This window comes from Bacillus sp. JZ39 (assembly GCF_053903145.1).
In genome coordinates this window covers 256,161-269,511 of record NZ_CP096389.1, presented here as the reverse complement: position 1 = coordinate 269,511, position 13,351 = coordinate 256,161, and the positions used below count along the sequence as shown (strand labels likewise).

Sequence of the window (13,351 nt, the reverse complement as noted above, 5' to 3'; positions counted from 1 at the left end):
TCCTGTTTTCTATTGTAGCGGCGAGCCCTGTCATTTTTATTTCTCAAACCTTAAGAAATTCTTACGATTAATATGTCATGCGTTTCAATGTGATCGTAAATGCAGTCCGTTCGTACGGCTTGCTTTGGACGGATATGGTGCCTCCCATTTTTTCTGTAAGCCGTTTTGTGATGGTTAAACCCAGGCCGCTTCCTTGAAATGCTTTATTTCTGGATTCTTCCAGTGTGTACAGCCTCTCAAACACCCGCTGCTGATCGGTTTCACTAATCCCTTTTCCGCGATCCCATACGGTGATGGCGATGTTCCTCTCATCATAAGACAGCGTCATGCCGATTAACTTGCCGGCCGCGCCATATTGAATCGCATTGGATAATAGGTTTTGCAGGATTCTGTCCAGTGCCTCTTCATTCGCCTGCGCATACACCGGCGTATCCGGTATATCGATGGCTGCTTGAAAGCCTTTTGACTGAACAGCGTCATAATAGTGCAGGATATTTCGTTTGCATATGTCGTTCATATGTACTTTGGTGATCGGGATCTCTTTATCTTCAGATTCTAATTTCGCTAAATCAAAAAAGGAGTTGATCATCTGAATGAGTTCATTCGTTTTCTGGCGGAGCTTCCCCAGCAATCTTTCCCGCTCTTCGTCCGGCATGTTCGGGTCACTTTGAATGGCTTCGATATAACCGAGAATGACCGTTAACGGCGTTTTCAGGTCGTGCGACATATTGGTCAGCATCCGCTTCATGGATTGCTCTGTTTTGGCAAATTGGGCGCTGATCTGCTGACGATTCTCAACGATAAGATTGATGTTAACAAGCAAGCCTTTGAGCGCATGATCGTCTGTAGGAAGCAAAATTTGCTCTGCCGAATCCCGGCTGAGCATGTAGCTAAGCTGGTCAGCCGTGTAAGCCAGATTCCCGTCCCGCTTCTTTTTCATTATGAATTGAATCACATTCAGACATGCCAGAGCGATGACAGCGGCCACCCATAGCACTGTCATTCTAAAACTCTCCTAATTTATAACCGATGCCCCATAGCGTTTTAATATATTGAGGGGAGGAGGGGTCATCCTCAATCTTTTCTCTGAGCCGCCGCATATGTACGTTAATGATGTTCTGATCATCAAAGTACTCTTCATTCCAAACGGAACGGTAGATTTGTTCTTTCGTAAACACTTTTTTAGGATTTGATGCGAATAAGCACAGCAGCTGCCATTCTGTTGACGTCAGCTGGAGCGGTTCTCCGTTTTTCAAAACGGAAACATTGTCTATATCTATCGCAAGCTGGTGAATCCGGATCACCTTATTCACAGCCGGCTCCTCTGCCGAATATTGCGTTGCCCGCCGTATCGCGGCTTTTACTCTGGCTGTCAGCTCAATCATCGAAAACGGTTTGGCGATATAATCGTCCGCCCCAAAGCCCAGTCCCAATGCCTTGTCCACATCTCCATCTTTTGCCGAAATCATTAAGACCGGAACGTTGCTTTTTTCCCGGATGATTTTCAGAAAATCCATGCCGTTCAGCTTCGGGAGCATGATATCAAGGAGGACCAAATCGTATGAACCCTGCTGAAACAGCCGGATACCCTCTTCTCCGTCGAAAGCATGCACAATTCCAAAGCCTTCTTTTGTTAAATAATGATCCACCATTTCACTGATTGAGTGGTCGTCTTCTACAAGCAATATGCGCTGCATCTTCTCACCTAACCTTTACAAAATCAAAAAACACACACGTAATTACACTTATTGTAATTGAAAAACGTGTGTGTTTTATATAAATTATTCTTTTTTTCCTGTTTTCAGCTTCCTGTATTCCATGCCCGTAATGACAAAGAATACAGCAGTGCATCCAATGACTTGAATAAGCCGAAGCCGTTCACCGAGAAATAAAGCTCCATAGAAAATCGTCAGGACAGGCCCTGCCATTGAAATGGCGGCGGCTCGCTGTGCCCCGATTCGTCTTATGCCCTCAAGCATTAGCACAAATGGAATCACAGTGGTTACGACTGCAATTACCGCGAACAAACCATACATAGAAAGCGGATATGCTGCCATTGGCGTATTCATGCCAGCCGCCGATTTTATCCCTGTGTAAAGCATCATGGCAGCTCCAGCAGCTGTCATCCCGTATGCATTGAGACGGATCCCCCCGATTTGATGGACGAGATGCCCGGAAAGGACAAGATAACCAGCATAGACCGCCGAAGATAACAAAATGAATACAGCTCCAATCATATTCGCCTGGAAAAGCTCAGCATTCCAGCCGCCCAGCGCCAAGAAGAGCCCAAACATGACCGCCAGAACTGCGAAAAGGTCCTGAATTGAGGACATTTTCCGGTCACGACACGCGACGAATCCAAACACAAACAACGGATAGCTCATCAGCAATATACGTTCAACCATTGCGGATACATGGTTCAGCCCGATAAAATCAAGCAAGGGAGACAGAAAAAAACAAAACACTCCCGCGCCACAAGCCTTCCATAGGTCTCCTTTTTTCTTACCGTCTGGCATTGGAGGACGATATATTAAAAAAATCAGCCAAAACAGCGGAACAGCCAGCAGCTGCCTGTATAGCAGCACGGCATCTGGCTCAGCACCCATTTGGTATGCCCATTTTATCCAAATCGATTTAGACGCAAAACAAACTGTTCCGATCAGCAAAAAAATCGTACCTGCTGCGGCCTCACGAATCTTACTCTGCTCTTCTGCTCTCATCTCAGCTCAGCTTTTCTCCTTTACTTATTCAAATGCTTTTGGATAAAATCCAGAAGCGTATATCCTTGAGCAGTCAGAATAACACCTTTTCCGCTGCAGGCCGGGCAAGGTGTTCCTTCGATTTCTCCCGCTCTTTCACATTTAGGACATGCGACCTCAAGATCATCAGTTGCAATGACCATTTGATATCCTCCTTTCTAACTCATCTGCTATGCCACCACCAGCCATCGTCCATTGGCCGTCACCTCCTTTAAGAAACACAAAAAACCCCCGTCCTATGCAAAGGACGAGGGTCTCGCGGTACCACCTTTATTAACAGCTATACAGCCGTTCACTCTAAGTACAGAAAACCTATGTTTCGATACTCCTCTCTTGGTAACGGGGAGAGAAACCCGGCATCGCCTACTATCCGTTCAGCAAAGCAATTCAGAAGCCCATTCGGCATCAGGGGAGGATCGGTTCACACCTGCCACCGACTCTCTGAACCTCCATTCTGATGCGTACTTGCTCTTCCTCACGATTGTTGATCCGTTCTATTATTTGTAGAGTTTATAATACTCGGTTCATGAAACGAAGTCAATTCTTAATCCGATGTTACACCAAGTGCTTCCAGCGCCATATTGATGTGTCCCTCCTGCTGTGTTTGCAGAGCTAGCTTGGCGATTTCCACCGGATACGCCGCCTGCATCTCTGAAATGTGTTCCTGCATTTTTGCCCATATCCGGCCGCCTGCTTGATCATAGTATTCAAGCAAACGGGCAGTTTCTTTTTCTCCGAAAATGGTTTGATAAAGAACAAAATCCTTAGCTGGGTCAGCAACCTTCGCTTCTGTCCAATCCAGAAGTCCTGTGACACGTCCATTTTGATCGATAAGGATATGCGGCGGGTGGAGATCGCCGTGTATCAAAGAAGAGAAACCCGGCCAGTATGCATCATCATTTATCCACTTTTGCCATCTTTCCCAAAGCGTCGTAGATACGCCAAGCTTATTCTTCACATCAACCATAGAGTCTGCTGTCATTTGCCTGAAATCTTCTGGCCTTATCACTTCTATTCCGGATTGCCCAGCAGATATTTGATCCGTGCCATGTAATTCAGCCAGTATGTCGGCAAGTGTGCGGACAAAGTCGTCTGACGGCGGCTGATGATCCATATTCCATACATATTGCTTTTGTTCCAAGTCAATTCCAGCAGCCGGCGTTCCTTTTAACATGGGGTAAGCGATCAATTCCGGTGTATGAATTCTCCAATCCGGCACATCAGCAGTCAGATTCGCGCGGAGAAAGGCAAGCGTTATGCCTTCTGCAGATGCTCTTTCCACAACATCACTTCGCCGCGGTTTTCGCAGCACCCATGGCATACCTGTGTCGTCCTTGGCAAATACAACTTGAAAGTCCATTCCGGTTTCATTCAATTGCGCGTTCTCAGAATGAACCGTCAAACCTTGGCTGCGTGCAAGCCCGACAATCTCAGTGATAAGCTGTTTTTCGTTAAGGTTTGTCATCCCATTTCCCCTTTCTCATGCTCCGGCCTGCAGTAGAGAGAAGGGATGCTTGAAGGCACAAAAAAGGGCAGGCACGCCACCCTCTTTTTTGATAATCATGTAAGGGCTCATACATAGGCGGATTCATCCCGATTCTCCCGCTTTCAGGCGAGAGTTGTTCACTATTGAATTCGTGTCACTCGGAATCTCATGAATGCCATGCTGTAACCCCTCCGTTTCCTATACGCTGATTTTCATTTTACAGCATATTCCATCTCCCCGCTATAAAAACATGAATCAAGTCACTGGAGCAGGATTAAACAAGCACAAATCATTATGAAGACCCCAACGGTCTGCCCACGTTTGTTTGCGGCCGCTTGCCACATCCAAAATCGTCCTGAAGATTTCCCAGCCTACGTCTTCGATACTGGCCTCTCCTGTCGCGATTCGGCCGGCATTGATATCGATTAAATCAGCCCAATGCTCTGATAAGGAATGCCGAGTCGATACTTTCAGCACCGGCGCAGCAGCCAGGCCATATGGTGTTCCCCTCCCTGTCGTAAACACCTGCAGATTCATGCCCGCAGCCAGCTGCAGGGTGCCGCACACAAAATCGCTTGCCGGTGTCGCCGCGAACAGCAGGCCTTTTTGCTTTGCTCTTTCACCAGGGCCGAGCACGCCGGAGATGGGGCTTGTGCCTGATTTCGCTACCGAGCCTAACGCTTTTTCCACCACATTGGATAATCCGCCTTTTTTATTGCCTGGTGACGGGTTTGCGCTACGGTCTGCGTCTCCCCGCCGAAGATAGCTGTCATACCACTTCATCTCTTTGATCAGCGATTGTCCGACCTCTTCACTGACAGCCCGCGGCGTTAATAAATGAATGGCATCCCGCACCTCTGTCACTTCAGAAAACAAAACCGTTGCACCTGCGCGAACCAATAAATCAGCCGCATACCCCACGGCAGGGTTCGCCGTCACGCCGGAAAACGCATCACTGCCGCCGCATTGCAGGCCGATAACCAGATCCGAAACAGGGCATGACACCCGGGTTCTGCTGTTCAGCCTGATTAACCGTTCCTCCGCCATTTCCAAAATGGATTGAATCATCGCCGCAAAACCTCGGTGATCCTGGAGCGATAGAATGTCATCACCATTTTCGGAGGCAATTCTTTCCGGGAGGAGCTTTTCACATCCCAATCCGATTACCATTACTTCTCCGCCGAAGTTCGGATGCTTCGCAAGATTTTGAATCGTGCGGATCGGAATGACAGCGTCGGGCGCATTGATCGCCACGCCGCATCCGTATTGATGATGCAGCGGCACAACGTCATCGACATTTGGGTATTTCGGCAGCAGCTCTTCTTTTATTCGTTTGACTGCATAATCCAAAACGCCAACAACACATTGAACACTTGTCGTGATGCCGAGAATATTTTTTGTCCCCGTACTGCCATCCGCATTTCGATATCCTTCAAACGTATAGCCTTCAAGAGACGGCCGCGGCTGCGGCACTCTATTTGCAAGAGGAAGATCGTCTAACGCCGGAGGAGCGGGCATTCTCACGAGGTCTTCCCGTATCCAGCTCCCGCGTTTGATCGTCTCATCAGCAAATCCGATCACCTCTCCGTAACGCACGATCTCGTCCCCTTGATTGAGATCGGTGAGGGCCACCTTATGGCCTTGAGGAACATCCTCTTCAAGTACGAGCCCGCATGAGAAAACAGTGCCCTTTGGCAGTCCTCCATCATTTACAATAATCGCGGTGTTATCTATTTCATGCACTTTGATGTAAAGGCGGGCTTGGTTCTTCCTGAGGTTCATCGCCATATGAAAATCACTCCTCATATTTTAGTAAGCGTTTTCTAAATTGGTTTAAAAAAACCGCAGCTCTTACGTTTCAACTGCGGTTGCTCACCATTATTTTTCATCCATTCCTTTTAGAATTTTGTCACGGACAAATTTCAGATGCTCATACATGTGGTAATGTGCTTTGTACGGATCTCTTTTGGCAAGGGCGTCGTAGATTTTTTTGTGATATTCGACCGTTACATCTCTCTCCCTGTACGGAATTTGGCTGTCAATTTTCGCATGGGTGATCAGCAGGGACTGAATCATCCCTTCAACGACGGGGTTATTGGCGCTTAACGCAATAATTCGATGGAACTCTTTATCCGCTTCACCATAAAGATTGTCAGTGCTGTTGGCAATATCGTCGATCGTCTTCTGCAAACGCTGAAGCTCTTCCTCATTGATTTTTTCCGCGGCAATTGTCACGAGTCCGAGTTCTAGCGCCATCCGTGCTTCAATGATAGCCGGAAGATTATCAGTGGCCAAGGCAAGCATGACGGAAAACGGCTGCATGCCGATTTTATCGTTGAAATATGTGCCCCCTCGTGTTTTTCTCGTAATGACGCCCAGCGTTTCAAGTGAACTGAGTGCCTCCCGAAGCACCGGCCTGCTGACATGCAAAATGTCCATCAGTTCCATTTCTGTCGGCAATTTGTCTCCGGCCCTCAACTGTCCGCTCGATAATAAATGGACAATCCGTTCGATGACCTGCTTGGCTAATGTTTTCCGATTGACTGTATCGACTTTCAAATCCTCTAAACCTTCGTACACGAACAACTCTCCCTTCAGTTGTTCAATTGTAAGACAAAATAGCGGATATGACAATATTTACAATCAAACTTATCGCACAAGACACGGGCGCTTCCGGTCAAATTCCCAGTTGCTGATCAGAAACTGCATTGGGATCGCGTCATTCCGTGCGCCTAAATTCATTTTCCGATAGATCTCATGCGCTTTTTCCACTTGTTCCATATCAATATCGACGCCTAGTCCAGGCTTATCCGGCACCTTGACACAGCCAGAAGAAATCTCAAAAGGCTGTTTCGTTAATCGCTGCCCGTCCTGCCAGATCCAATGGGTATCAATCGCCGTGATCCGCCCCGGAGCCGCTGCTGCCACATGGGTAAACATCGCAAGGGAAATATCAAAGTGGTTGTTGGAATGCGAGCCCCATGTCAAACCCCAATCATGGCACATTTGCGCAACCCGCACCGACCCTTGCATCGTCCAAAAATGCGGATCAGCCAGCGGTATATCGACCGCGTGGAGCTGAATCGCGTGACCCATTTCCCGCCAGTCAGTCGCAATCATATTTGTCGCAGTCGGAAGCCCTGTCGCGCGGCGGAATTCAGCCATTACTTCACGAGCGGAGTAGCCATTCTCATCCCCGCACGGATCTTCCGCATACGCGAGCACATCTTGCTTTCCTTTGCATAATGCAATAGCTTCCTCTAATGACCATGCCCCGTTCGGATCAAGAGTGATCCTTGCCTCTGGAAAACGTTTCGATAATGCGGTAACAGCTTCGATTTCCTCTTCTCCCCGCAGCACCCCGCCTTTCAATTTGAAATCCTGAAAGCCATAGCGCTCCTGTGCGGATTCGGCAAGACGCACAATGGCCTCCGGAGTCAGCGCTTCCTCATGGCGCAGACGGAACCACGCACAATCTGACTGCTCATCGCTTTGATACGGCAAGGTCGTCCGCTTTCGGTCGCCGATATAAAAGAGGTAACCGAGCATTTTTACTTCATCACGCTGCTTCCCTTCGCCCAGCAAAGTCGCGACCGGTTCCTGAAGAAACTTTCCAAGCAAATCTAACAAAGCCGCTTCCAGTGCGGTGACGGCGTGCACAGTGGTGCGCAAATCAAACGTCTGGTTTCCTCGCCCTCCCCTGTCCTGATCGCCAAACTGCTTTCTGACCGTTTGCAATATCGCTTGGTACGCACCGATAGATTTTCCGACAACAAGCGGCTCTGACAGCTCCAGTGTGCGGCGAATATGCTCTCCGCCAGGCACCTCGCCGACTCCCTGATTTCCGCTGCTGTCCGTTAAGATTACGATATTCCGGGTAAAAAACGGGCTGTGCGCTCCGCTTAGATTCAGCAGCATGCTGTCATGTCCCGCAACAGGAATCACCTTCATTTCAGTAATTGAGGGAATATTCGATCTTTTCTCTTTTTGAACCTGCTCTTGTATCGGTGAACTCATGCATTTTCCTCCCTTTATAAAGCGCTTTCATAAATATTAGACAGGCAATGATTGATCGGGGTCTTGTTCTTGTTTCTTTAACACGACCCGTTTGATCGGCCCGACCAGCAGCAAATAGCTGAGGATCGCCGCAATCGCGTTAGCGCCGACAAACACAAGCGCGCCATTAAAAGATCCAGTGGCATTAACAATGTATCCGATAATAATCGGTGTTGTAATCGAGGCAATATTGCCGAAAGTGTTGAACAAACCGCCGCTTAATCCTGCACATTCTTTCGGAGACGTGTCCGACACGACAGCCCAGCCCAATGCGCCGAAGCCTTTTCCGAAAAACGCGAGCGACATAATAACAACGACAAGCCACGCTGAATCTGTATAGTTGCAGACAATCATACTGCAAGACAGCAGCATGCCGGCAATGATTGGCACTTTTCTTGCAAAGGTCAGTGAACGGCCTTTTTTGAGCAAGATGTCTGACACAATGCCCCCAAGGACGCCGCCGGCAAATCCGCACAGCGCCGGCAGGGAAGCGACAAACCCAGCTTCAAGAATAGACATGCCGCGGGCCTGAACCAAATATACCGGAAACCATGTGAGAAAGAAATAGGTGAGAGTCGTAATACAGTATTGCGCGATGTACACACCAATCAGCATGCGGTTCGTTAACAGCTGTTTGATATACGGCCATTTCGATTCTGTTTCTTGTTTGCTTTTACTGTCATCCATGGAAATCAGCCCGCCGCCCTGTTCGATGTACGCAAGCTCAGCTTCATTAACCTTCGGATGTTTTTTCGGTTCATACACCGTTTTTAGCCAGATGACAGCCAGAAGAATGCCTGCAATACCCATGACAACGAAAACGGAATGCCAGCCGAAAGAGTGGGTAAGCCAGCCCATTAAAGGAGAAAAAATGACGATTGCGAAGTATTGTGCTGAATTAAAAAAGGCTGAAGCTGTCCCGCGCTCGGAGCTTGGAAACCATGAGGCAACAACTCTGCCGTTTCCGGGAAATGAAGGCGCTTCTGATAAACCAACCAGAAAACGCAGTGCAAACAGCAGGATAATCGCTGTGCCGGCGGAGAAAAAGCCAATCGCCCCTTGCAGCAGCGTAAAAAACGACCAGAAAAAGATGCTTAACGCAATGATAGTCTTTGAACCAAAACGGTCCAGCAGCCAGCCGCCCGGAAGCTGTCCGATGACATAGGCCCAGCCAAAGGCAGAAAAGACATATCCCATGGCGACCGAGTCCAATCCCAAATCGTGCTGGACGGAATCTCCGGTGATGGAAAGCGTCGCTCGATCCGCGTAGTTAATAGAGGTCACAAGAAACAGCATAAACACGATAAACCAGCGCACGGACGTTTTTTTGCCCGCCGGTGTAACACTCGCAAAGTCTTTTTTCATAGTATCTTCTCCTTTTCAAAGTAGAGAATCATATGCTGGCTGTGATAAAGCTGGGAAAGAGACGCATGCCTCTTTCCAGCACCATTACGGCTTCACAAAAACGGTTTTGATCGCTGTGAAAAAGTCCTTCGCTGCCTCACCCTGTTCTCGGGAGTGGGAGCTCGACTGCTTCATGCCGCCAAAAGGCGCCTGCAGCTCAACACCTGCGCTTTCTGCATTGATCCGAACCAGTCCGGCATCGATTTCATCAATGAAAGAAAGCATTCGGCCGATGTTTTCCGTGAAGATGGATGCACTTAAACCGAACTTCACATCATTGGCAATGTTCAGCGCCTCCTCCATCGAGTCCACCCTGATCAAGGCGATCACCGGACCGAAGATTTCCTCCTGGGCAATTGTCATCTCAGATGTCACATTGTCAAAGATGGCAGGCTGAACATAATAGCCGTTTTGATACTTTCCGTTCTCCAGCTTTTCTCCTCCTATTAAAAGGGAAGCCCCCTCCTGTTTGCCTTTCTCAATGTATGACAGGCAGTTATCAAGCTGATTCTTGCTGGCAATCGGTCCCATCCAGACATCCTCTTTTAAGCTGTCTCCGATTGTAATATCTTTTGTACGCTGGAGCAGTTTTTCTTTAAAGCGCTCATAAATTCCGCTTTGTACAATGACACGGCTTGTCGCGGTGCATTTCTGGCCGGTTGAACGAAAGGCCCCCGTTATGACAGCTTCAGCCGCAGCTTCAAGGTCAGCGTCATCAACTACGATGACAGGGTTTTTGCCGCCCATCTCAAGCTGGTACTTGGCTCCCCTCGCTAAAGCGGCTTGCCCGATGATTTTTCCGACTTGATTTGAACCGGTAAACGTAACGGCGTTTACACCGTCATGCTCAGCAAGCCCCTGCCCGACAACAGAACCCGGGCCTGTCACCAAATTGATGACCCCTGCCGGGAGCCCCGCTTCCTCAAAGCAGGCAATGATCTTTGCGCATGTCACAGCTGTTTCTGTCGCCGGTTTGATGACAACGGTATTGCCGTATACCAATGCCGGCGCCATTTTCCAAATCGGAATCGCCACTGGGAAGTTCCACGGAGAAATCACGCCGACCACACCGAGCGGAACACGGGTGGTAAACATGAGCGCGTCTTTGTCAGTAGACGGAATGACGTCACCCGTTTTTCGCATGCCCTCTCCGGCGTAATAGCGCAGAATGGCAATCCCCCGGGCTGTTTCTCCCTTCGCTTCCGGCAATGTTTTACCCATTTCACGCGTTGCACAGGCGGCGATTTCCTCCAAGCGCTGCTCCATGATATCCGCTGTTTTGTATAAGTATTGGCCGCGCTCGGCACCCGTCAGCTTTCTCCAAGCCGTTTTGGCTTCATTGGCGGCGGCGACGGCACGTTCCACATCTTCAGCCGTTGAATTCTGTACATATCCGACAATATCATTCACATCGGCAGGGTTTTCGACCTTGACCATATCGCCTGATTGAGACTTAACCCACTCTCCGTTAATAAAGTTGAGGTACGTGTTTTGTTCCGTGATCACAGACATGCCCATTGCCCCTTTCGTGTTTTTTCTGGTCAAACCGTCGCGGCTTTTTTCGGAAAACGGTCAGCCGCCTGCTTCAAAATTGCTTCCAATTGCTGATAATGATCTTTTTCAACCGGGCCGACAGGCGGTCTGGCTGTATTCCTTACATTCAAACCCATGATTTCCATACCGGCTTTAATCAAGGATACGGCGTAGCCTTTTCGTTGTTTGCGAATGTCGTTGATCGGCAGAATCACATGCCGATAGAGTTCCTTCACAAGCTCGTCATTTCCGTTTTTCAATGCATCATAGAACATTCGCGAAATATGCGGGATATAATTTGAAATCGCTGAAGAGTAAGAGTGGAACCCGATCGGCAGATAAGCCGGCATCGTCACTTCAGCCATCGGCATTCCGTTGAGCCATCCTAAGCGGTCGCCGATCGTATAGACGAGGTTGATATTCAAATCCATATTTCCTACCCCGTCTTTGACACCGACAAGCTGTTCACATTCGGTCAGACGTTTGATCTGTTCAACAGAGAGAACTGCGTTATCGCGCTGATAAAGAATCGCGTTCAAGTCAGTGCTTTCAATAATCGTTTTCGCATACTGGTACAGCCCCTCCTGTTCGCCATGCACCAAATACGGAGGCAGAATCAAGTAGCCGTCGGCGCCTTTTTTCTCCGACAGCTGCGCCCAATCAAGCGCTGTGCTGAGGTTGCCGCCCACCCCCGTGTAGACCGGCACCTTTCCTCCGGCTGCCGAGACTGCGACTTCCACCATTTGCTCATATTCCTTCTGGCTGAGAGATTGGAATTCACCAGACCCGCAAGCGATAAAAATGGCTTCCAAGCCCTCATTCAGCAAAAACTCAATGTTTTGAAAAAGAGCTTCTTCCTCCAGTTTTCCTTGTGTGTTAAAAGGAGCAACCGGAAAACCTAAAATTCCAGCGGGTGCTTTTCTGATACGGCTCATCAACATAACCTCCTGTTATTTGTGTATACAGCCTCTATCTGTAAGCGCTTTTATTAATTTTTCTTTCACATCCGCTCCTTCCCCATATATCCTTTTGTTTAATTGTAAGACAAATAAACAATAAGTCAATATCTTTATTTTCTGATATTTTATAAAAAAGCGGAAAATCACTGTCCGGCCGGGATTCTGCGCAGCAAAAAAACAGCCTGGTCAGCCGGCTGTTTAGTTTATATCCTTCTTTGTTTCATCGTCTCATGCAAAAGCTTTGCTTCCAAAAAAAACACGTGGATGAATTTTTTCATATTTATTCTAGCAGGTGCAAGGGGTTTTGCATCCTTGGATTGGAGTTCTTTCATTTTCTGGCTGACAACCGGAAAATCAAAGAATTTCGATGCATAGGTTTCAAATTTTGGATTCGAAAAATCAGTTGTGCCCAATGAAGCAAAATGGTGCAGCGAATGAATAATCGCTCTGCGGATACGCTGCTCCGAGGCTTTCATTTCGCGATTGACTTCCGTCTGTGAGGCCCCTGCTCCCAGCTTCCGTACCGCTACTTGGGTGAATATTTGTTTTAGCGAAGGGCTTTGTTTTTCGTGCGGCTCGGATTGCTCGTGTTCTGCTAAATACTGCAGGACCGCCATGAGATCATGTGCGCCGCCTTCTCCCATCATGCCCAGCTCGGACAACAGGAATGTTCCTGCCTCTTTTAAACCGCTGTCACTCTTCTGCTGGGGACGCGCTTTCCGTTCAGTCCGATTGACAAGCCGGCTTAGAGAATGCTGAATGGCTCCAATCGAGTGTTCAAGCTCGATCCGCTCCTTCACCTTTTGGAGAACCGTGACAATTTCAATGCGGTTAATCGGCTTATGGATAAAATATTCGATGCCGAGCGAGTACGCTTCCCCGACCATTTCCTTCGCCTCCACTTGAGAGATCATTACAATTTTGCCGGAGTACGTATTCTGGATCTGACGAATCGTCTCAATGCCATCTCTTCCGGGCATTAACAGATCGATTAATAAAATATCAATCTGCTTAAATTGCAGCATATGCCCTTCCACTTGGCTTCCGTCGTCAGCTTCACCAGCAGCTTCCCCGAGATCTTCGTCCTCAATGATCTGCCTTAAAATTGACCGCACCGCACGGTCATCATCTGCAATAAAAAAACGCATAGCTTT

Annotated in this window: 12 protein-coding genes and 1 other annotated feature; all 12 genes read right to left on the bottom strand. The window is 48.3% G+C overall.

The window, feature by feature from the left end:
• Nucleotides 1–67: 67 nt before the first annotated feature.
• Entirely contained in the window at nt 68–1,003 is a 936-nt protein-coding gene (ycbM, locus tag M1D65_RS01470) for a two-component system sensor histidine kinase YcbM (RefSeq protein WP_456270734.1), read from the bottom strand.
• Between the two features lies 1 nt (nt 1,004).
• Nucleotides 1,005–1,685 carry a two-component system response regulator YcbL gene (gene ycbL / locus M1D65_RS01465; RefSeq protein WP_076458515.1) on the bottom strand — a complete coding sequence of 227 codons (681 nt, stop codon included), beginning with the start codon at nt 1,683–1,685 and terminating at the stop codon, nt 1,005–1,007.
• Between the two features lie 96 nt (nt 1,686–1,781).
• Complete coding sequence (locus M1D65_RS01460; protein WP_456270733.1) at nt 1,782–2,720, bottom strand: DMT family transporter; 939 nt, start codon at nt 2,718–2,720, stop codon at nt 1,782–1,784.
• A gap of 20 nt (nt 2,721–2,740) precedes the next feature.
• Nucleotides 2,741–2,902 (bottom strand): anti-TRAP regulator, encoded by a 162-nt coding sequence (rtpA, locus tag M1D65_RS01455; protein WP_003234807.1) that lies wholly within the window; start codon nt 2,900–2,902, stop codon nt 2,741–2,743.
• Nucleotides 2,903–2,999: 97 nt separating this feature from the next.
• Nucleotides 3,000–3,247 (bottom strand) — a binding site (T-box leader).
• Between the two features lie 56 nt (nt 3,248–3,303).
• Nucleotides 3,304–4,224, bottom strand: coding sequence for a macrolide 2'-phosphotransferase MphK (mphK, locus tag M1D65_RS01450; protein ID WP_049140296.1), 921 nt, complete (start codon nt 4,222–4,224; stop codon nt 3,304–3,306).
• Nucleotides 4,225–4,500: 276 nt separating this feature from the next.
• The gene (gene garD, locus M1D65_RS01445) at nt 4,501–6,033 is read right to left on the bottom strand and encodes a galactarate dehydratase (protein ID WP_217018693.1); all 1,533 of its coding nucleotides are present in this window, start codon (nt 6,031–6,033) and stop codon (nt 4,501–4,503) included.
• A 90-nt stretch (nt 6,034–6,123) separates the two neighbouring features.
• Nucleotides 6,124–6,825, bottom strand: coding sequence for a FadR/GntR family transcriptional regulator (locus M1D65_RS01440; RefSeq protein ID WP_003234813.1), 702 nt, complete (start codon nt 6,823–6,825; stop codon nt 6,124–6,126).
• A gap of 69 nt (nt 6,826–6,894) precedes the next feature.
• Nucleotides 6,895–8,262, bottom strand: a complete 1,368-nt coding sequence (gene gudD / locus M1D65_RS01435; RefSeq protein WP_032724840.1) for a glucarate dehydratase — start codon at nt 8,260–8,262, stop codon at nt 6,895–6,897.
• Between the two features lie 36 nt (nt 8,263–8,298).
• A complete protein-coding gene (gudP, locus tag M1D65_RS01430; protein WP_003234818.1) occupies nt 8,299–9,666 on the bottom strand; it encodes a glucarate transporter GudP in 1,368 nt (455 codons plus the stop codon).
• A gap of 84 nt (nt 9,667–9,750) precedes the next feature.
• Nucleotides 9,751–11,217, bottom strand: coding sequence for an alpha-ketoglutaric semialdehyde dehydrogenase GucD (gucD, locus tag M1D65_RS01425; protein ID WP_456270320.1), 1,467 nt, complete (start codon nt 11,215–11,217; stop codon nt 9,751–9,753).
• 29 nt (nt 11,218–11,246) lie between these two features.
• A complete protein-coding gene (kdgD, locus tag M1D65_RS01420; protein WP_003246372.1) occupies nt 11,247–12,173 on the bottom strand; it encodes a 5-dehydro-4-deoxyglucarate dehydratase in 927 nt (308 codons plus the stop codon).
• Between the two features lie 227 nt (nt 12,174–12,400).
• Nucleotides 12,401–13,345, bottom strand: coding sequence for a glutamine utilization two-component system response regulator GlnL (gene glnL, locus M1D65_RS01415; RefSeq protein WP_085186686.1), 945 nt, complete (start codon nt 13,343–13,345; stop codon nt 12,401–12,403).
• Nucleotides 13,346–13,351 lie beyond the last annotated feature (6 nt).

Coding starts and splice junctions, on each gene's coding strand:
- ycbM (WP_456270734.1), bottom strand. CDS start 1,003: ATGACAGTGCTATGGGTGGCCGCTGTCATCGCTCTGGCATGTCTGAAT.
- M1D65_RS01460 (WP_456270733.1), bottom strand. CDS start 2,720: ATGAGAGCAGAAGAGCAGAGTAAGATTCGTGAGGCCGCAGCAGGTACG.
- rtpA (WP_003234807.1), bottom strand. CDS start 2,902: ATGGTCATTGCAACTGATGATCTTGAGGTCGCATGTCCTAAATGTGAA.
- mphK (WP_049140296.1), bottom strand. CDS start 4,224: ATGACAAACCTTAACGAAAAACAGCTTATCACTGAGATTGTCGGGCTT.
- garD (WP_217018693.1), bottom strand. CDS start 6,033: ATGGCGATGAACCTCAGGAAGAACCAAGCCCGCCTTTACATCAAAGTG.
- gudD (WP_032724840.1), bottom strand. CDS start 8,262: ATGAGTTCACCGATACAAGAGCAGGTTCAAAAAGAGAAAAGATCGAAT.
- gudP (WP_003234818.1), bottom strand. CDS start 9,666: ATGAAAAAAGACTTTGCGAGTGTTACACCGGCGGGCAAAAAAACGTCC.
- gucD (WP_456270320.1), bottom strand. CDS start 11,217: ATGTCTGTGATCACGGAACAAAACACGTACCTCAACTTTATTAACGGA.
- kdgD (WP_003246372.1), bottom strand. CDS start 12,173: ATGAGCCGTATCAGAAAAGCACCCGCTGGAATTTTAGGTTTTCCGGTT.
- glnL (WP_085186686.1), bottom strand. CDS start 13,345: ATGCGTTTTTTTATTGCAGATGATGACCGTGCGGTGCGGTCAATTTTA.